This window comes from Pontimicrobium sp. MEBiC06410 (assembly GCF_053601615.1).
The window spans coordinates 483,510-503,873 of sequence record NZ_JBSHNT010000164.1 but is presented as its reverse complement, the minus strand read 5'-3'; the positions used below and the strand labels follow the sequence as shown (position 1 = coordinate 503,873).

At 30.7% G+C, this 20,364-nt stretch carries 21 protein-coding genes; 12 read left to right on the top strand and 9 right to left on the bottom strand.

What is annotated here, in order from left to right:
• Nucleotides 1-8 precede the first annotated feature (8 nt).
• Together ACVC08_RS19985 and ACVC08_RS19980 are read right to left on the bottom strand one after the other, a co-directional pair.
• The gene (locus tag ACVC08_RS19985; RefSeq protein WP_452603390.1) at nucleotides 9-1,388 is read right to left on the bottom strand and encodes a thrombospondin type 3 repeat-containing protein; all 1,380 of its coding nucleotides are present in this window, start codon (nucleotides 1,386-1,388) and stop codon (nucleotides 9-11) included.
• 29 nt (nucleotides 1,389-1,417) lie between these two features.
• Entirely contained in the window at nucleotides 1,418-2,833 is a 1,416-nt protein-coding gene (locus ACVC08_RS19980) for a S41 family peptidase (protein ID WP_452603389.1), read from the bottom strand.
• 133 nt (nucleotides 2,834-2,966) lie between these two features.
• Here ACVC08_RS19980 and ACVC08_RS19975 point away from each other — a divergent pair, with 133 nt between their 5' ends.
• The 4 genes from ACVC08_RS19975 to ACVC08_RS19960 are packed head-to-tail and all read left to right on the top strand — an operon-like array spanning nucleotide 2,967 to nucleotide 5,131.
• The gene (locus ACVC08_RS19975; protein WP_452598723.1) at nucleotides 2,967-3,476 is read left to right on the top strand and encodes an RNA polymerase sigma factor; all 510 of its coding nucleotides are present in this window, start codon (nucleotides 2,967-2,969) and stop codon (nucleotides 3,474-3,476) included.
• Complete coding sequence (locus tag ACVC08_RS19970; protein ID WP_452603388.1) at nucleotides 3,463-3,927, top strand: hypothetical protein; 465 nt, start codon at nucleotides 3,463-3,465, stop codon at nucleotides 3,925-3,927. The genes ACVC08_RS19975 and ACVC08_RS19970 overlap by 14 nt, the downstream gene beginning before the upstream one ends.
• A gap of 34 nt (nucleotides 3,928-3,961) precedes the next feature.
• A complete protein-coding gene (locus ACVC08_RS19965) occupies nucleotides 3,962-4,561 on the top strand; it encodes a DUF4252 domain-containing protein (RefSeq protein WP_452598725.1) in 600 nt (199 codons plus the stop codon).
• Nucleotides 4,562-4,585: 24 nt separating this feature from the next.
• Nucleotides 4,586-5,131, top strand: a complete 546-nt coding sequence (locus ACVC08_RS19960; protein WP_452603387.1) for a DUF4252 domain-containing protein — start codon at nucleotides 4,586-4,588, stop codon at nucleotides 5,129-5,131.
• Nucleotides 5,132-5,278: 147 nt separating this feature from the next.
• On the opposite strand, the gene purB is transcribed toward ACVC08_RS19960, so the two are convergent.
• Complete coding sequence (gene purB, locus ACVC08_RS19955; protein ID WP_452603386.1) at nucleotides 5,279-6,622, bottom strand: adenylosuccinate lyase; 1,344 nt, start codon at nucleotides 6,620-6,622, stop codon at nucleotides 5,279-5,281.
• A 166-nt stretch (nucleotides 6,623-6,788) separates the two neighbouring features.
• Nucleotides 6,789-7,352, bottom strand: coding sequence for an adenylosuccinate lyase (locus tag ACVC08_RS19950; protein ID WP_452603385.1), 564 nt, complete (start codon nucleotides 7,350-7,352; stop codon nucleotides 6,789-6,791).
• A gap of 36 nt (nucleotides 7,353-7,388) precedes the next feature.
• Here ACVC08_RS19950 and ACVC08_RS19945 point away from each other — a divergent pair, with 36 nt between their 5' ends.
• The 4 genes from ACVC08_RS19945 to ACVC08_RS19930 all read left to right on the top strand — a co-directional run bounded on the left by ACVC08_RS19945 (nucleotide 7,389) and on the right by ACVC08_RS19930 (nucleotide 11,583).
• Nucleotides 7,389-7,865, top strand: coding sequence for a heme-binding domain-containing protein (locus ACVC08_RS19945; protein ID WP_452598729.1), 477 nt, complete (start codon nucleotides 7,389-7,391; stop codon nucleotides 7,863-7,865).
• Between the two features lie 164 nt (nucleotides 7,866-8,029).
• Complete coding sequence (locus ACVC08_RS19940) at nucleotides 8,030-9,262, top strand: glycosyltransferase (RefSeq protein ID WP_452603384.1); 1,233 nt, start codon at nucleotides 8,030-8,032, stop codon at nucleotides 9,260-9,262.
• Nucleotides 9,263-9,416: 154 nt separating this feature from the next.
• A complete protein-coding gene (locus ACVC08_RS19935; protein WP_452603383.1) occupies nucleotides 9,417-10,967 on the top strand; it encodes a serine hydrolase in 1,551 nt (516 codons plus the stop codon).
• A gap of 10 nt (nucleotides 10,968-10,977) precedes the next feature.
• Nucleotides 10,978-11,583: a carboxymuconolactone decarboxylase family protein gene (locus ACVC08_RS19930; RefSeq protein ID WP_452600299.1), complete on the top strand. Its 606-nt coding sequence runs from the start codon at nucleotides 10,978-10,980 to the stop codon at nucleotides 11,581-11,583.
• Between the two features lie 7 nt (nucleotides 11,584-11,590).
• On the opposite strand, the gene ACVC08_RS19925 is transcribed toward ACVC08_RS19930, so the two are convergent.
• From ACVC08_RS19925 to ACVC08_RS19905, 5 genes are all read right to left on the bottom strand, one after another.
• A complete protein-coding gene (locus ACVC08_RS19925) occupies nucleotides 11,591-12,520 on the bottom strand; it encodes a M28 family metallopeptidase (protein ID WP_452603382.1) in 930 nt (309 codons plus the stop codon).
• Nucleotides 12,513-12,959: a GNAT family N-acetyltransferase gene (locus ACVC08_RS19920; protein WP_452603381.1), complete on the bottom strand. Its 447-nt coding sequence runs from the start codon at nucleotides 12,957-12,959 to the stop codon at nucleotides 12,513-12,515. The genes ACVC08_RS19925 and ACVC08_RS19920 overlap by 8 nt, the downstream gene beginning before the upstream one ends.
• A 69-nt stretch (nucleotides 12,960-13,028) precedes the next feature.
• Nucleotides 13,029-13,664 carry a tRNA (guanine-N1)-methyltransferase gene (locus ACVC08_RS19915; protein ID WP_452600302.1) on the bottom strand — a complete coding sequence of 212 codons (636 nt, stop codon included), beginning with the start codon at nucleotides 13,662-13,664 and terminating at the stop codon, nucleotides 13,029-13,031.
• Nucleotides 13,665-13,824: 160 nt separating this feature from the next.
• Entirely contained in the window at nucleotides 13,825-15,273 is a 1,449-nt protein-coding gene (locus tag ACVC08_RS19910) for a glyceraldehyde-3-phosphate dehydrogenase (protein ID WP_452600303.1), read from the bottom strand.
• Nucleotides 15,274-15,422: 149 nt separating this feature from the next.
• Nucleotides 15,423-16,832, bottom strand: a complete 1,410-nt coding sequence (locus tag ACVC08_RS19905; protein WP_452600304.1) for a trypsin-like peptidase domain-containing protein — start codon at nucleotides 16,830-16,832, stop codon at nucleotides 15,423-15,425.
• 180 nt (nucleotides 16,833-17,012) lie between these two features.
• Between ACVC08_RS19905 and dapF the strand changes: the two genes are divergently transcribed.
• From dapF to ACVC08_RS19885, 4 genes are read left to right on the top strand one after another with little or no spacing between them, the layout of a single operon-like run.
• On the top strand, nucleotides 17,013-17,786 hold the full coding sequence (gene dapF, locus ACVC08_RS19900) for a diaminopimelate epimerase (RefSeq protein WP_452603380.1): 774 nt from the start codon (nucleotides 17,013-17,015) through the stop codon (nucleotides 17,784-17,786).
• Nucleotides 17,786-18,319, top strand: a complete 534-nt coding sequence (locus ACVC08_RS19895; protein WP_452603379.1) for a GNAT family N-acetyltransferase — start codon at nucleotides 17,786-17,788, stop codon at nucleotides 18,317-18,319. The genes dapF and ACVC08_RS19895 overlap by 1 nt, the downstream gene beginning before the upstream one ends.
• Nucleotides 18,309-19,352, top strand: coding sequence for an endolytic transglycosylase MltG (mltG, locus tag ACVC08_RS19890; RefSeq protein WP_452596973.1), 1,044 nt, complete (start codon nucleotides 18,309-18,311; stop codon nucleotides 19,350-19,352). Before ACVC08_RS19895 ends, mltG begins: the two co-directional genes overlap by 11 nt.
• 2 nt (nucleotides 19,353-19,354) lie before the next feature.
• Complete coding sequence (locus ACVC08_RS19885; protein WP_452603378.1) at nucleotides 19,355-20,263, top strand: DUF2279 domain-containing protein; 909 nt, start codon at nucleotides 19,355-19,357, stop codon at nucleotides 20,261-20,263.
• The last annotated feature ends 101 nt before the right edge of the window (nucleotides 20,264-20,364 follow it).

Genomic DNA, 20,364 nt, shown 5'->3' with positions numbered 1-20,364 from the left:
AAATTTAATTAATTTCTCATAAAAGGAAGAGTTAAACCCCCGTTTTGTTTCTTAAACTTCTTTTTGTAAATATCATTTATCATAACTGCGTAAACCCCTATTGGTAAGCTGGAAATATTAATTGTTTCTACTTGATTGTTAAAGTTATATTGAAAAGCGGGTGTGTATAGATTGTTTATATTATATATTTTTAAATTAGTCGGACTTGAGTTTTCAACGTAATTGTAAGGTATTTCTATTTGGATATTATTACCTAAATCTAAATAAACTCTACCTCCAGAGTTTTCATATTTAAATTCCATGTAGAATATATTATCACTATTATTCTCATTAGATTCTAAGATGTTGTTATCAGGATCTATATGTATAAACATATAATAAGTTGTATTTTCCTGTAATTGTAGATTAGAAATGCTTTCATAAAGAGTTACTATAAATGTGTCTGTTTCTTCTGAATTACCATTTATGTTTCCTGCATTTTCGCTTCTATAAAAATATACAGGAGTCGAATTAAGATCTGGATAAGCATCATTTGATGTAGATACTAATAGCTCATAAGGTGAGTTGCTCGTGTTTCCTGAGTCATCATTTTTAATAGTAATATTAAATGTGTGTTGTTCTCCATATTTAAAAACGGGAATAAAGTTAGAATTGCTACTTGTATCATATGTAGTCCCGTCAACAGAAACAGTAATCTTTTCTAAAGTCAAATTAGGAAGAGCATTATTCTCTTCACAAACATCTCCTATTCCATCATTGTTTGTATCTTCTTGATTAGGATTGAATATGTTTGGACAATTATCTGTATCATTAAATATACCATCATCATCATAGTCATTATCTACAGAAGGACATCTTTTTTTATAATTAATGAAAGAGTCAGTGTAGGTTGAGAAAACTTGATAATACATTAAATCAGGATAACCAAATAACTTGTATTCTTTTATTGTTAGAGACATAGTGTAATTTTCAAAGTTGGACTGTATTGAATCTAAGTCTAAATTACTAGATGTATATCTGTACTGTCCATTTGATAAAACGTAGTTGTTTAAATCGAAGGTAACAGAACCAACATAGGTTGGTGTATCATTACTAGAGTTTAATCCATAAATTTCAGCTTCTATTTCATAATATTCGTCATCAAAAGTAAAATCCTTATTCCCATCTAACGTTCTGAAAAATTTTAAAGAAACTCTAGCAGAAGATTTACAATTATTAGTTTGATTAGTTCCGAATAAATATAACCCGTCTGAAAAATTAGGATTATTATAAGTATTACTTAAATCAGAAAAATCACTTAAAGGATAGGTTTCTCCAAATTGAGCTTGACATATGTTGGTAATATTTAAAACACTTATAGTGATAATAAGTTTAGTTAATAATTTCATTGGTTTTATTTATATATTGAAAAATAGAATTAATATGCTAAATACATATTGTTTTTTGTAGGTTTAAAATCGTTAGAGTCGGTTATAAGATTATATGTCTTTTGTACAACATTAGCAGCTTTTCCATTACCAGTTATGTGTTGTATGGCTCTTGCGAATAGTGGTTCATCAATCTGTCCAAGAATGCCTAGATTTGTCAAATCTTCAGGAAATGAGATATCTGGATTTAAACCATCTTCATAGTCTAAAAATCCAACAGCATTTTCATTTTTACCAACTAAAGGTTGCATTGCCCACAAATGACTTGGATTAGGTTGTCCAGAGCAGTCTGAAGTTCTTAGATAATTACATTCTGGAACATCAAATAATGTAATAGAAAATTCATTTTTACCTGTAGTAGTATCTCCTATATGTACAACATCTATGTATGGATTCAGCCCATTTATAACAAGTTCGCTAGCAGAGGCCGAACTTCCTTGAGCCAAAATATATACTTTACTTAAATTAAGATGATTTATAGCCGAGCCATTATTTAAATTACTAACAAAATTGCGCTTAAGTGACGATTCTTCAAAAATAGATAACGCTTTACTATTCCATCGTTGTTTTAAAAATAAGTTACCAGTAAATTGACCAGTAATCATACTAGATAAATTAACAGCCGAACTAACACTACCTCCAGGGTTATAGCGTAAATCTATAACTAATTCATCTATATCTTCAGCTAAGAAGTTTGCGAAAGCATTATTAAGCTGCTCATCAAAATTACCTGTAAAACGGTTATACATTAAGTATCCAATTTTTATATTATCTACAGTAACAGTTTCAGTAATATAAACAGGATTTTCAGTGTAAGGGACTTTTGTTAATGTAACAGTTTCATTATTTAAAACAATGTTGTCATTAACTACATTAGCCATACTTAAAGTGTAGTTAGTGTTAGAAAGTAAGTTTCTAAAATTGTTTTCAGTTAATTGCTGACCGTTAACTTCTAAGAAAAAATTTCCTCTTTGAATATTTTTTGTAGATGCATCAGAATTTGGTAAAATGTATCTTACATAACCCATAATTTCAGGACCATTACCTATTCTTGCAAGTCCAAATTCTAGACCATTTGATAGAAATACACCATTTATTGAATTATTTAAAGCAATATAATCATCAACAATCCAACTAAAACGATCGCCTTCAAATAGTAGACTATCAAATAATTCAGCAGGACTACTAAATGAATTTAGATAATTATCATATTCTAAATCTGATGAAAATCTATTATCTGCTAAATCAGGTACAGATTCCTGCCAGAAATACCAACTGTTTAAGCCTCTATATACAAAATCATTAATATCTGTAGTACTTACAGGATTATCGTCTCTATCTTCAAAACAACTTGTAATAGATAAAATAACAAGAAGGAGTAAAGCAATTTTTGAAGTTTTTTTCATAACGTATCTATTTCTTTTTCAGTTTAAAAATAGGTACTTTAATTGAGATTAAAAATTTTTTGTAACAAAATTAAAAGTCGTTCGTCGTAATAACATAGAGCGATAAAAAAGCTTTTATAACCACAACCAAAAAATGACACAAAAGGAATTTTTAAATATTGTAACCCCTTTTAAAGACAAAGTCTTTCGATTAGCGAAACGTCTTTTAGTTTCGACCGAAGAAGCAGAAGATGCTACACAAGAGGTTTTAATAAAATTATGGAATAATAAAAAGAAAATATCAGAATATAAAAACATTGAAGCATTTTCAATGACTATGACAAAGAATTTTTGTTTCGATAAATTAAAATCTAAACAATCACAAAATTTAAAAATTGTACATAGTAATTATCAAGACCATAATGTCGCTTTACAAAAGCAAGTAGAATTAAATGATAGTTTAAATTGGGTAGATCGCATTATGGAAGACTTACCAGAACAACAAAAACTGGTAATACAGTTAAGAGATATAGAGCAATACGAATTTAAAGAAATTGCTAAAATGCTAGATATGAACGAAACGGCAATACGTGTAACGCTATCTAGAGCAAGAAAAACAATAAGAGAAAAATTAACAAAAACACATAACTATGGTGTTAAATAATATAGAACAACTACTAGAAAAGTACGAAAACGGTGAGACATCACTAAAAGAAGAGCAGCAGTTAAAAGACTATTTTTCGCAAGAAACTGTAGCGCCACATTTAGAAATGTATAAACCTATTTTTTGCTATTTTTTGGTAAACCAACAAGAACAGTATACTAAACACGTATCACTAAAAACTAAACGCGTAATAAATTACAAGTGGTTATCGGTTGCAGCAGTTACGGTTCTTATGGCAGGATTCTATTTTAATAATTCAGGTTCAACAATTACTGATCAAGATAGGATAGATTATGCAAATGCAAAAGCAGCTTTAGCTTCGGTATCTAAACATTTTAACAAAGGTGTTAGCCAAGTTAATTACTTAGAGACTTTAGGGCAAGCGACTAAACAAGTCACTTATCTAGATGAAATGAATAATCCTATGGATAGGATTTTTAAAAACAACTAAAAAGAAAGATTAAAACCTTAAAAAAACAACAATTATGAAAACAATAAATATAACATTCAATACAATGAAAAAGACCGTAGTATTATTTGCATTAGCTATACTATTAATGCCATTAACAGCAATGGCGCAGAAAAATATTTTTGATAAATACAGCGATAACGAAGATGTAACTTATGTATCTATAAAGCCAAAAATGTTTCAAATGCTAGCTAAAATAGATATCGATACAGACGATAAAGATGCTAAAGAGTTTTTAGAAATGGTAAACAGTATTACTAGTTTTAAAACTATGGCAACAGATAATAAAGCAATTGCAGCAGATATCGCAGGTTGGGTTAAATCTCGTTCTAATAGTTTAGAAGAATTAATGGAAGTAAAAGACGATGGTACTATAGTTAAATTTTACGTAAAAGAAGGTAAAGATGCAGACCACGTTAAAGAGCTTTTAATGTATGTAAACGGATTAGATGAAAAAATGAAAGATGCTAACATTAATATTAATGGCAAAAAAAGAAGTATAGAAACTGTTGTTATTTCTTTTACAGGAGACATCGATTTAAATCAAATCTCGAGATTAACAAGCAAGATGAATTTACCAGGAGGTAAAGAATTAGAGAAGAAAGATAAAAAATAATAAACCAATAACAACTCATCAATTATGCAACAACTAATCAAAATTACTGTTATAACTATTTTATCGGCTATTATGCTGTTAAGCTGTAAAAACGAAGCGTCTATACAAACTTACATTGTAGAGCATCAAGACTTACCAGATTATAAAGCTGTAGATATTTCTGCAAATATTGTAGACTTTTCTAAAGCAGATTTAACAGACGAACAGAAAGAAACGCTTAACTCTTTAAAGAAGCTAAACTTTTTATTATATCGTTCTAAAAAAGATGATTTAGAAGCCTATAAAGCAGAATTGGCTAAGGTTAAAAAAGTGTTTAAGAATGAGAAACATAGCGAACTTATGGAGTTTAGTTCTGGTAAAACTAAATTTAGAGTAAGTGCTATAGGAGACGATAAAACGGTTGATGAAATTTTGGTATTAGCCAGCTCAAGCGATTTTGGTTTTGGCTTGCTTAGAGTTTTAGGAGATGAAATGAATCCTGAAAAAATGGTTGCATTAATTAGTAAACTGCAAAATGCAGATGTTGACGATAGTCAACTCAACGGAATTATGGATTTCTTTAAATCTTAATTAAGAGAAAAGATTTTTATAGTTTATATGTTAAAGAGCTTAAAAAAAGTTCATAAAAAAAAGGATTGTTGGCGCAATCCTTTTTTGTTTTTATAAAACTCTAACCCTCTTATAATAAAAGTTAGAGTGTCTTTAAGTGTGTTATATTTATATTCCTGTATAATTACTAGGAGTTATAGCTTTTAACTCAGTTTTAATAGTATCGTTAACCTCTAGAGTATCTATAAAATTAGCTATAGACGTTTCTGTAATAGCTTCGTTAGTGCGAGTTAATCCTTTTAAAGCTTCATAAGGGTTTGGGTAAGCCTCACGACGTAAAATGGTTTGAATAGCTTCTGCAACTACGGCCCAATTATTTTCTAAATCTTGTGCAAATTTAGTTTCATTTAATAATAACTTGCCTAAACCTTTTAATGTAGATTTAAAGCCTATTAAAGTATGTCCAAACGGTACACCAACATTACGTAATACAGTACTATCTGTAAGATCACGTTGTAAACGAGATATAGGAAGTTTTGCCGATAAATGTTCGAAAATAGCATTTGCTATACCTAAATTCCCTTCACTATTTTCAAAGTCTATAGGGTTTACTTTATGTGGCATTGCACTACTTCCTACTTCTCCAGCTTTAATTTTTTGCTTGAAGTAATCCATAGAAACATAAGTCCAAATATCGCGATCTAAATCTATAATAATTGTGTTAATGCGCTTTAAACAATCGAACAATGCAGCCATGTGGTCATAATGTTCAATTTGTGTAGTAGGGAAGGAGTGGTATAACCCTAATTTTTCTTGTACAAATGTACTACCAAAAGTTTTCCAGTCTATGGCTGGGTAAGCTACTTTGTGTGCATTGTAATTACCAGTAGCACCACCAAATTTAGCAGCACTAGGGATATCGTTTAATAAGTTGAATTGTTCTTCTAATCTAACAACGAATACTTCAATTTCTTTTCCTAATCGTGTAGGAGAAGCTGGCTGTCCATGTGTTCTTGCTAACATTGGGATATCTGCCCATTCTTTAGCTAACGTTTTTAAACGTTCTAAAACTGCAAAATATTCAGGAACATAAACATCGTTCATAGCCTCTTTAATACTTAAAGGTACAGCGGTGTTATTTATGTCTTGAGAAGTTAAACCAAAATGAATAAACTCTTTATAATCACTTAGATCTAAGGCATCAAATTTTTCTTTAATGAAGTATTCAACGGCTTTTACATCATGATTTGTTACTTTTTCAATATCTTTTATCGCTTGCGCATCTTCCGAAGAAAACGTTTTGTATATAGCACGTAAATCTTCAAAAATAGAAGCGTCTATTGAAGACAGTTGAGGTAAAGGCTGTTCACAAAGCGCGATAAAATATTCTATTTCTACTAAAACTCTATATTTTATAAGAGCTTCTTCAGAAAAGTAATTGGTTAAAACATCGACCTTATTTCTATAACGACCATCTATTGGTGAAATAGCATTTAATGTTGATACTGACATAGTGTGTTGTGTTGTTGTTTTTTTGAAAGCTGCAAAGATAGGTTTTTGTATGCCGAATTACGAATTACAAATTATGATTTTTAAAAGTCGCTCTAGGTTTAAATATTTATTAATAAAAAAGTAGTAAGAATATTTAGAGACTAAAGTGTTATTTATAATAAGTTGGTTATTTTTTTAGTTGCTTTAAAATACGTCTAGCTCTAGCTTTAAACCCAGAACTTTGCATTTGGTAATCGCGCTCTAAAATCATAACCAATTCTGGATGTACCCAATCGTAATCCCTACCTAATAAATATAATGTATTCATAGCGTAAGCTTTAGGTGCTATTTTTTCATCATTAATCATCCAGTCGAAACAAGCTTCAATAATTCTCTCATGATGAATAGGCGATAAGACAGATTGTATTTTGTTTTCTGTTTTAGAGTAGTATGCAGTTATTAAATATTCGCAAACTTTAGCAACTGGGCGTACGGCAGAATCTAAATGTACTTTACCTATGTTTTTGGTAAACATATCTAAATAGGGGATAACAGCTTCTAGGTTCTCTCCACACATAAACTCAAAAACCCATCCGGCTCTAGGAGAAATTTTATCATCTACCATAAATAAAATGTCTAATAGAATAGGAACTAAATTAGGATTGTCTATAACTAAATTGGCATAGTACAGACGTTTTTCGCGTGAGTGATTCACATAATTTAATTCTTGATATAAGTCCTCTTTAGTCAATCGTTTTGTATTTTTAAAGCCTAAAACTAATAAATAATGAAAGGACTTAAAAAAATACTTATTGTTTTATTAGCAATATTTATTGTTGCTCAATTTTTTGGACCAGAAAAAAACGAAGGCGATATAGCTTCTATGGATGCCTTTTTAGAAGAGACAAACCCGCCAGAAGACGTTAAAGTTATTTTACAGGAAAGTTGTTTCGATTGCCATAGTAATGTTACTAGATACCCATGGTATAATAATATAACTCCAGTTAATTATTGGTTAGCAGACCATATAGAACATGGCACAAAGCATTTTAATGTTTCTAAGTGGAACGGAAATTCTATAAAACGAAAAGACCATAAATTTGAAGAGCTTATAGAAATGGTGGAAAAAAAGGAGATGCCATTACCATCTTATACTTGGACGCATAGTGAAGCCAATTTAAGTGATGAACAAATTGAAGCTGTAGTAAAATGGGCTAAAGAAGTTCGTTTAAAATACCAAATAGCCATGCCAAGACCTCAATAATTACCCTTGTAATTAAGTGAAAAGTATATAATTGATTGTTTTTTAGGTATTTAATTAGTTAAGTCTAGTAAAACTATAGGTTATTATTGGGAGTTTTAAGAATAGTATTTTATATTTGTCTCGAGGGAGTTAAATGTGTAAATTAATCTATTCGCTATTACAATTTGAAAAAACAGTTATTAATCATTGGTTTTGTTTGGCCCGAACCCAAGAGTTCTGCTGCGGGCAGTAGAATGATGCATCTTATAGAGATGTTTCAATCTAAAGATTACGATATTACATTTGCAACATCTTGTGCCAAAAGTAAAAATGCTTTCGATCTAGAAAGTATAGGCGTAACGACTAAAGCCATTGTTTTAAACGATTCAAGTTTCGATATTTTTATTAAGCGATTAGATCCAGACATTGTTTTGTTTGATCGTTTTATGATTGAAGAACAATTTGGTTGGCGTGTTGTAGAACAATGTCCACATGCATTAAGGATACTGGATACAGAAGATTTGCATTGTTTACGAAAAGGAAGACAACAAGCATTAAAAGATAATACAGTATTTGATATAGACCATTTATATAATGATGTCGCTAAACGTGAAATTGCAAGTATATATAGATGTGATTTAACCATTATGATTTCTCAAGTAGAGATTGAAATATTGAAACATCAATTTAAAGTAGATGAGCATTTATTACAATACCTACCATTTTTACTAGATTCTATTTCTTTAAAATCTCAAAAAGAGCTACCTAATTATAAAAAACGAGAACATTTTATAACAGTAGGAAACTTTCTACATGAACCTAATGTAGATGGATTAATACATTTAAAAGAAAACATTTGGCCATTTATACGTAAAAAACTACCTAAAGTTGAAATTCATATATATGGAGCTTACGAGTCTCAAAAAGCAAAGCAATTACATAGCGAAGAAGATGGTTTTTTTATTAAAGGTTTTGTAGATGATATTAATGAAGTAATGCAACATTATAGAGTTTGTCTCGTTCCGCTTCGTTATGGAGCTGGTTTAAAGGGAAAAATAATAGATGCCATGCTAAATGGAACACCTTGTGTAACCACTAGTATTGGAGCAGAAGGCATGTATGGTGATTTAGAACCTAATGGTTTTGTTGAAGATGACCCTAAAGAATTTACTATTAAAGCAATAGAATTATATACAAATAAAATTTTCTGGGCAGGAAAACAGAAAAACGGAGTAAAAGTTATTAATATTCGTTTTGATAAATTATTATTTACTGCCGATTTTTTACATCGTTTAGAACTACTACAAAACGGACTTGAAGCACATCGTAAAAGTAACTTTACAGGTACAATGTTAATGCACCATACATTACAAAGCACCAAGTATATGAGTAAGTGGATAGAGGAGAAGAATAAATAAAATTAATATTAAAACGATTTTACTCCAGTTATAACGTCTTAAATAGCAAAGCTTTTTTTACTTTTTTATTAAAAATAGATATAGATATTATATTTTTATATAATAATCTAACATGTATCCTTTTTTTATCAATCAAAATTAAAAACGTAATATCATGAAAAGCTTTTGTAAATTATTAATAGCAATTTTACTATGTGGTAGTGTTAATGCACAAATGAATTCTAAACAAATAGATTCGTTAGTAAATTATGCTATGAGTAAATTTAATGTGGCAGGCACAGCGGTTGCAGTTGTAAAAGATGGAAAAATAATTCATAACAAGGGATACGGTGTAAAATCTATAGAAACTAAAAGCCCAGTAAATGAACATACCCAATTTGCAATAGCATCAAACAGTAAAGCATTTACAACAGCGGCTTTGGCTATTTTGGTAGAAGAAGGTAAAATTAACTGGTTAGATAAAGTAAAAGATCACATTCCAGAATTTACTATGTATAATGATTATGTAGAGAACAACTTTAATATTCAAGATTTAGTTACTCACCGTAGTGGATTACCATTAGGAATGGGAGATTTAATGTTTTTTCCCGATGGATCCGATTTTACAATAGACGATTTATTAGCAAATTTTAAACATTTTAAACCAGAATCTGCTTTTAGAACAAAGTGGGATTATGATAATCTTTTGTATTTAGTAGCAGGAGAACTTATAGCAAGAAAGAGCGGAATGTCGTGGGAAGCTTTTATAAAAACACGTATTCTGGAGCCTTTAAATATGGATAATAGTTACGCCTCTTTAGATCAAATTAAAGATACTAGTAATTTATCTGCATCTCACTCGACAGAGACAGGAACAATTAGAGTTATACCTACATTTAAAGAAATGATTAATGGTGCAGCTGGAGGTATTTTTTCTAATGTAGACGACTTATGCCAGTGGATGCTTTTACAACTAAATAAAGGGAAATATGGGGAAGGCCTTAATAAACAATTGTTTACAAGTTTAAACCATAAAGAAATGTGGAAGATACATACCGTAATGGGAGTAAACCCAAACCCACGTTACAACTCTCATTTCTCTGGTTATGGCTTGGGTTGGTTTTTATCTGATGTAAAAGGAAATATGAAAGTAGAGCATACAGGAGGTTTGCCAGGGATGCTCTCTAATACAGTTATGATTCCAGATTTAAATTTAGGTATTGTTATCTTAACAAATACCAGTAATGATGGAGGTGGATTATTTTCTTCTGTAGCCAATGCTATTGTAGATAAGTATTTAGAACTAGATGATTTTAAATGGGTAGATAAGTATGCGGCATATTTTAAACAAAGGGCTAGTGGCAATGATGATTTTACCGAGAAAGTATGGAAAGATGTTTCTATTGCAGATGCATCAAAAATAAAGCCTAAAAATTACATTGGTTCATACAAGGATAATTGGTTTGGAGTTATGGAAGTTTTTAAAAATAATGGTAAGTTATATATTAAGTCATTACGCTCTCCTAAATTAAATGGCGAGTTGCAATATTATAAAGACAATACGTTTGCTGTAAAATGGGAATACCAAGATATGAATGCTGATGCTTTTGTAACTTTTAGTTTAGACGATAAAGGAAAAGCACAAAACATTAAAATAAAAGGAATTTCGCCTAATATAGATTTTAGTTTCGATTTTCAACATTTAGATTTAAAACGAGTAAATTAAAAAAAGAAAAATGAGTTGGATAAAAGTAATACCTTATAACGAAGCAGAATCGCGTTTAAAGAAAATTTATGATAAAGTAAAAGGGCCAGATAATAATGTAGATAATGTGCTAGCAATACATAGTTTAAGACCCCATTCTTTAATTGGGCACATGACGTTGTATAAAAATGTATTACATAACTCTAATAATACCTTGCCAAAATGGTATTTAGAAACTATAGGGGTTTATGTTAGTGCCCTTAATAAATGTAGCTATTGTGTAGAACATCATTTTTCGGGATTAAGCCGTTTATTGGATGACGATAATAAATCACAAGAAATATACAATGCTATTAAAGCAGATAAATTAAACCATTGTTTTGATGACAAATTGGTAGCAGGTTTACAGTATGCAAAACAATTAACTGTAGACCACACAAGTATAACAGAAAGTGTTATAATAAATCTAAGAGCTTTAGGGTTTACAGATGGAGAAATCCTTGAGTTAAATCAAGTAGCAAGCTATTTTAATTATGTAAACAGAACAGTTTTAGGATTAGGTGTAAATACAGATGGCGATATAATAGGCTTATCTCCTAATAATAGTGATGATGCTAATAATTGGTCTCATTCTTAATATAAGATTATTCGGTTATTAGTGCTTTAATGGTTAAATACATAATGTTGGTTGTTGAAGATAAATAGTTAAAATCTACAGTCTCATAAGTATCACTAGATTTATGATAATGAGGTGTTGTATCTTTATTTTTAAACTCTTCGGTTAAACCTATAGCATTATAACCAATATTTCTAAAAGCAGCATGATCAGTTAAATCTACATTAGAAATATGTATAGGGATATTGTATTTAGCGGCAATAGTTTTATACTTTTCTTCAAGACGTTTTGTTGGGAGTTCTAATTCTATAGCCATGTCTTTATCATGATCCCATCCCATTTGGTCAACAGTATGTACAGAGTGAATATTATAGCCTTTTGTTTTAAGCATTTTTGCAAAAGCTTTGCTACCTATTAACCCTTTTTCTTCTTGATCGAAGAATATTACCATTACATTTTTATTTCTAAAGTTTAGTGCCTTAAGGTTAGACATTACACTATATACCATTGCGACACCAGTAGCATTGTCATTAGCTCCAGGCGAGTTTTTAACAGTGTCATAATGTGCCCCTAAAATAATATACTCATTACTTTTATTCGTAGCAGGTAAGGTAGCATATACATTAGTACCAGTATAATATACAATAGGAATTTTCGGGTTAGTATTAGGTACTAAATAATCATGTTCTTTTACCTCTAAACCAATAGCGGTTACTAAAGTTTTTAAATAATTTTTGGTTACAAGCCTTTCGTTTTCTGTGTATCTACTTTTTAATACGGTGCTATCATTTATCCTTTTATTACCAGTAAGCTTACCAATAATTTCTTTTTGAATAGTTATTGAATTGATAGTAGGTGTTAAAGGAGCTTTATTTTGAGAGCTTTTTTTAGAAGAGCATGAAACGCATACTATTAATAAAACTAAAACAGTTAGTGGGTGTTTTGTAATATTATTCATGAGATTCATTTGTCCAAAAATATTGTAAATCTAAATCTTTTTTCCAACCTAAACTTTCATATAAAAATTGAGCAGGATTTGTTGTTTCTGTTTGTAAACCAATGCCTTTGTATTTTAAATTTTTACAAGTGTCTTTAGCTTTATTCATTAAAGCGACACCAACTCCTTTTTTACGATAGTTGGTATTTACAAACAAATCGTTTAAAATAAATATAGGCTGCATAGATACCGATGAGAAACTATGGAATAAATGGGTAAACCCTGCAGGTTTATTATTTATATAAGCTATATATATAATGGTGTCTTGCTTTGTTAAACGCTCTATTAAAAAAGGTTTTACGCCTTCTATATTTGTGGGTTGTCTATAAAATACTCGGTAACCATCAAATAAAGGAGCTAAATCCTCTAGGTGCGTTATATTGGCTCTTATAATTGTCATAATATTTCAAAAAAAATCTGTAACCGAAGTTACAGATTTTAATTTTAAATATATTAAAAAGCGAATTTTCTACTTATTACCAGACTTTTGTTTGTTTATTTCGTCTTGTAGTTGGCGTCTTACTTTTTGTTCACGCTCTAAAGCTACTCTTCTATGTTCTTCAAATTGTTCTTCGGTTTCAGCTAATGTTGTTTTTGCCTGTTTAGTTATAGAGTTGCTGTCTTTAAATTTATAGATAAATAGTAAAAGCAGTGCAAATAACCCTCCAATTATAGACCACATTAGCGTATTATAACCGCCTTTGCTCATTTGTATTCCAAATAAAGACATACTATCCTTTTCTGTATTTGTTTGGTCTAGAGTACCTTGTGTAGCTGATAAATCTGTTTTTAATTTTTCAATTTCTTGAGCTTGTTTATTAACTGTTGCTTTAGTGTCATTTAAGTTTTTGTGTACAGCTTTTAATGAGTCTAAAACATTACCTCTTAATTTTAATACCCAATTCCTTTTAATGACTTCATACGATTGTCTGCGTTCGTCATTCCAGTTACTAGATTTTGTAATAATAAATTCAAACTGATCGTTAATACTTCCACCATCAAGCGATAATTGCTTTTCTGTAGAGGGAGTTTCATTTTGAGCTTGTGTTGTTAGAGAAAAAAAAGCTATTAAAAGTAGTGCTAAAGTTGATTTTTGAAAGTTCATACAGGGAGTTCGTTTAATAATACTCAATATTACGAAAAAAGATTAATTATATAAATTTTAATAGTAAAAAGCCCCACTTTGGTGAGGCTTTTTATATATACGTAAAAGAATAGTGTTTAGATGTTTTTAATCACTATAATTTTATTCATTTTTTAATCTACTAATAGTAAGTAAAACGTCTTACTTTAGCAATGTGTTTAGCTAAACGAATAACTTGGTGGCTATAGCCATACTCGTTATCGTACCAGATGTATAGTATTGCATTTTTACCATCTTTACGTACAATAGTAGCTTTACTATCGTAAATAGAAGGTGCAGAACTACCAACAATATCACTAGATACTAATTCGTCGCTCATTTCATACTTTATTTGCTCAACTAAATCTCCTTCTAAAGCATACTTTTTTAATGTAGCGTTCATACTATCTACACTAGCTTCGCTTTCTAATTCTAAGTTTAAAATAGCTAAAGAACCATTTGGAACAGGAACACGAATAGCATTAGACGTAAGTTTACCTTCAAAACTTGGTAAAGCTTTAGAAACAGCAGCTCCAGCTCCAGTTTCTGTAATAACCATATTTAATGCAGCGGCACGACCACGACGGTATTTTTTGTGGAAGTTATCTACTAAATTTTGGTCATTTGTATAAGCATGTATTGTTTCTAGGTGACCGCTTTTTACACCATAAGTATCTTCTACAGCCTTTAAAATAGGTGTAATAGCATTTGTAGTACAAGATGCAGCAGAGAAAATGTCTAACTCGTCTGGGTTATTTTCTAAATGGTTTACACCATAAACAATATTAGGAATTCCTTTTCCAGGAGCCGTTAATAATACCTTATCTGCTCCTTTAGAAGACTTTAATCTTGTTAACGCTTCTTTATCTCTAAATACACCTGTGTTATCAATAATTAAGGCATTATCTATACCGTAAATAGTATAATCAATTTCTTCTGGCTGATTTGCAGAAATAATTTTAACAGTAGTACCATTAATAATTAAAGCTTGCTTTTCAACATCTATAGCAACTGTTCCTAAAAATTCTCCGTGAACAGAATCATTACGTAATAAAGCTGCTCTTTTTTCTAAAACAACTTCATCAACTTTACCACGAGTAACAATAGCTCTTAAACGTAATTGACTTCCTTTTCCTGTTCTAGTCATTAACTCTCTAGCAACTAAACGTCCAATACGACCAAAACCATATAGTACGACATCTTTTGGAGTAATAACTTCATTATTGTTAGCTTCCTTAAGTTTATTTGCAACAAAAGCCATAGCATTGCTATACTTTTTCTCTTCTAAATGATACTCGTACGTTAATTTACCAATATCTAGCTTTGCAGGCGGAACATCTAAAGTTTTAATGGCTTGTGCTATCTCTACAGAATCGAAAACCGAAATAGGTTTTTGTACAAACTCTCCAGCATATTCATGAAGATTTAAAATCTGGCTTACATTTCTATCAATTAATTGATTTCTAAAAATCACTAATTCTATAGACTTGTCGTACCATAAATCGCTTACAATTTTAATAAACTCTACAGTAGCTCTACGTCTATCTGCTTGAAACGCTAATTCGCTCTCGTAACTTTCTTTAACAGGCATTAGTTTAAATGTTTTGTGTGTTGTTAAAATTTTTGCAAAAGTATCGATTTCAAACGTTTTCGTAAAATTTTTAACGTAAAAAAACAAAAGCACTTTAAGGAATACCCAAAGTGCTTTTGTTTTAGTTAATCTTAACTTTTTACTATTTTCTATTTTAGTCCGTATTTATTTTTTTCGCCTTTAGAATTTAATATTTCAATACTAAGAGGTCTGTAAGGATCTCTATTTTTAATAATTTCCTGAACTTCGTCTATAGAATTAATTTTTACATTATTAATAGCGGTAATAATATTGCCTTCTTCTATACCTTCTTGCATAAAATATTGAGAATATGGACCACTAAGCTTAGAGATTTTTACACCATTATTTACATTATATTTTTTTAAGTCTTTTGGTTTTGCATCTTTAAGCACACCAATTATTGGAACAGTGATACTGTTGTTTTTTAGTAATGTAACTTTAGCTTCTTTCTCTTTACCATCACGTAAAAAACTTACTGTAACAACATCATTTGGTCGTTTAGAATTTATAAAACCTTTAAGATCTGTGAATTTTCTAATTTTTATACCATCAATTTTTTTAATGATATCTCCACTTTGTAAACCAGCATCAAAGGCTCCAGTGTCTTCTTCAACATCATCTACATAAACACCTTCAGTTTCAGAAAGTCCAAATTTTTCAGCAAAACCACTACTTAAAGAGTTTCCAGAGATTCCTAAAATTCCATTTTGTACATTACCATACTCCATAATGTCCTGTATAACCTTTCTGGCAATATTGCTAGGTACTGCAAACGAATACCCTACGTAAGATCCTGTTTGCGAGGTTATGGCAGTATTAATTCCTATTAATTCTCCATTAGCATTTACCAAAGCACCTCCAGAATTCCCAGGGTTTACTGCCGCATCTGTTTGTATAAAAGATTGACTGCTATTACCAGATAAGTCTCTAGACTTAGCACTAATAATACCTGCGGTTACAGTAGACGTTAAATTAAATGGGTTACCTACGGCTAATACCCATTCACCAATTTTAGCATTATCACTATCGCCAAAGGTAGTGTATGGTAAATCTTCATCTGCTTCAATTTTTAATAAAGCAATATCCGTTTTGGGGTCAGTTCCTACTATTTCTGCTTTAAAAGTTTTATTATTATTTAAAGTAACACTTAAGGCTTCCGATCCTTCAATAACATGGTTATTTGTAATAATATAACCATCTGGAGAAATAATAACACCACTACCAGTGCCTAGTTGCCTACGTTGTTGTGTACGCCCCATAAATAAATCTTGAAGTGTAATTTGTTTACTACCAATCGTTACGTTCTTTACGTGCACAACAGCATTAACAGTTTTTTCTGCAGCAGTAACAAAACTTATGTTTTCCATTGCAGTTAAATTAGTATTACTTACTGTATTATTGGTAGGTATAAATACAGGTGCAGTTTGTTGTTGTGTCGTAACAACATCTTGTTTTTCTTCTAAAAAGGTTTTATATGTTCCTAGAGTAATTGCTCCTCCTAATACCGAAACTAAAACCAGCGATAAAATCTTTTTCATGTGTTAAGTGTTTATTGTTAAGGTTTGTTTTTTTTATGATACAATGACTAGTTATTAGCCGCTTGTAATAGATAACTATAAAATTAAAATATTATTGAGTGTCGTTTTCAATTTTAACGCGTATTTAACAGCTCCAATAAATTTCTAAAACAGTATATTTGTCGTAATTATTTTAATTAAATGACACATACCTTTTATAAGTATCAGGGCACAGGAAATGACTTCGTGTTTATTGATAACAGACAACAAGTATTTGACAAAAAAGATGCCAAACATATTGCTTTTCTATGCGATAGACGTTTTGGCATAGGAGCTGACGGTTTAATCCTATTAGAAGAGGATGACACTACAGATTTTAAAATGGTTTATTTTAATGCAGATGGTAATGAGAGTAGTATGTGTGGAAATGGAGGACGTTGTATTGTAGCGTTTGCAAAATTCCTTAATATTATAGAAGAAAAAACAACATTTAATGCTATAGATGGTTTGCATCATGCCACTATAACTAACAATTATGTTAAACTACAAATGCAAGATGTAAATACAGTAGAAAAGTATAACACTCATGCGTTTTTAAACACAGGATCTCCTCATCATGTAGAAATCGTTAGTAACTTAAAACAGTTTAATGTAAAAGAGGAAGGTGCTAGAATACGTTATGGGGCACCCTATAATAAAGCTGGAAGTAATGTTAATTTTGTAGAACACGTAACCGAAAATACTTTTGGGGTTCGTACTTATGAAAGAGGCGTAGAAGATGAAACATTATCTTGTGGAACAGGTGTAACAGCAGTTGCATTGGCTATGCATAACAATGGCCTGACAACAGCAAATGAAGTAACACTAAATGTAGAAGGAGGTGTTTTAAAAGTTTCTTTTGAAACCGAAGGAGAAGGTTATAAAAATATATGGCTACAAGGGCCAGCTCATCAGGTGTTTAAAGGTGAAATATAATGATAACGCTAAAAGGAGAACATATATACCTTAGAGCTTTAGAGCCAGAAGATTTAGATTTTATACATTGTATAGAAAACGACGAGTCTATTTGGGAAATAAGTAGTACAATTACACCCTATTCAAAGTTTTTAATAAAACAATATCTAGAGCACGCCCATAAAGATATATACGAAGTAAAACAATTGCGATTGGTTATTTCTAATTACGAAGATGAAGCATTGGGGATGATAGATGTTTTTGATTTTGATATAAAAAACAGAAGAGCAGGAATAGGTGTTTTAATAAAAGCTTCTAAAAACAGAAAAAAGGGATTTGGAAGCGAAGCACTTCAATTATTATGCAATTATTGTTTTAATCACTTAGATTTGCATCAATTATATTGTAACATCTCTGAGGATAATGAAGCAAGTATAAAACTATTTAAAAATCAGGGATTTAAAAAAATAGGATTAAAAAAAGACTGGAATTTTTATAACGGTCAATTTAAAAACGAATATTTATTTCAACTTATTAATACTAATGTACATTAAAAAAATACTTTTTGCTATAGTTGCCATTGGTTTAGTCGTAGCAGCTTATTTTGCTTATTATGTTTATGGAGTTATGTTTTCTCCTAATACAATTTTTGAAGAAAATACTGTTTCAGTTTACATATCACGAGGCGCCAATTATAATGAAGTAAGAAAAGAATTAGAGCCATTATTAAAAGATATTGAGGCCTTTGATGCTTTAGCAAAACAAAAAAAATATGTAAATAATGTTAAGGCTGGTCGTTATATTATTGAAAAAGGAATGACTAACAATGATATTATTGCCACATTACGTATTAAAAATAAACCAGTTAAAGTGACGTTTAACAATCAAGAAACGATTGAGAAGTTAGCTGGAAGAATAGCAGCACAAATAGATGCCGATAGTTTAGCTTTATTAAAAGCAATGACAGATAAAACGTTTTTAAAAGAAAATGGCTTTAAAGAAGAAACAGCTTTAGGGATGTATATACCAAATAGTTATGAGTTGTTTTGGAATAGCTCCGGTGAAGGTTTTCGTAACCGCATGCTAAAAGAATACAAAGCCTTTTGGACAGACTCTAGAAAAGCAAAAGCTAAAAAACTAAAACTTACAGAAGCAGAAGTTATAGCATTAGCCTCTATAGTCTATGAGGAATCTAAGCAAGCTAGTGAGCAACCGCGAATAGCTGGTGTATATTTAAACCGTATTAGAATTGGGATGCCATTGCAGGCAGATCCAACCATTCGTTTTGCGGCATACAAATTGCCAAAATACAGTAACACCATAATTAAGCGTGTATTAAATGTACACAAAGAAATAGAATCTCCATATAACACGTATACTAATTTAGGATTACCTCCAGGATTAATAGCTATGCCAGACATATCTGCTATAGACGCTGTTTTAAATAACGAAAAACACAATTACCTTTATTTTGTTGCAGATGCTAAACGATTAGGCTACCATAAATTTGCAAAAACATTAGCGCAACATAATGCTAATGCTAGGGCATACCATAAATATTTATCCTCTCAAGGTATTTACAAGTAGTATTGAAAAAACACATTTTACATCTTGTCTTTGCATTAGTGGTATTCTCCGGAATGGCGCAATCTAAACTTAATCTGTTTTTAAAACCTAGCGATACGTTGCATAAGCCAAGGCGTAATGTAGTTGTAATAACAGAAGCTACAGCTGGAGGACTAACGCTACTAGGTTTAAATCAGTTATGGTATAGCGATTTCGAGCGGTCAAAATTTCATACCATTAACGATAATAACGAGTGGCTCCAAATGGATAAGTTAGGGCATGCCTTTACCGCATACCAAGTAGGTAGAATTGGAGCAGACGTTTTACATTGGAGTGGTGTAAATAAAAAAGACCAATTATTATATGGAGCAACTTTAGGGTTTTCTTTTTTAACAGCAGTAGAAGTTTTAGATGGTTTCTCTAAAGAATGGGGATTCTCTTGGGGCGATTTTGCTGCCAATGCATCAGGTACAGGATTATATGTTGGTCAAGAATTATTATGGAAAGAACAACGTATTACATTAAAATACTCTTTTCATAGAACAGGATTTGCAGCACAACGACCAGATAAATTAGGAGTAGGATTACTAGAAGAATCACTTAAAGATTATAATGGACAAACGTATTGGTTAAGTGCAAATTTACATTCGTTTTTTAAGCAAAGTAAGCTGCCTAAGTGGTTAAATGTAGCATTTGGCTATGGAGGAGAAGGACTATTAGCAGGTACAAAAGCAAAACAGATAGAGCTATTTGGACAACACAATAGACGCCGACAATACTACTTAAGTCTCGATATAGATTTAACAAAAATTAACACTAACTCACACATTTTAAGAACATTATTTAGTATTTTTAATGTAGTAAAAGTACCACTTCCTACGGTGGAGTTCACCGATAAAAATGACCTAAAATTTCACGCTATATACTTTTAATTGTATTTTAACGAGTAATTTTGCTATATCATTTTTTTTGTATAATTTTGCACGCTGAAATTTTAGGCTCGCTTTTTGATTAAAACTAGTCTAAGAAATTA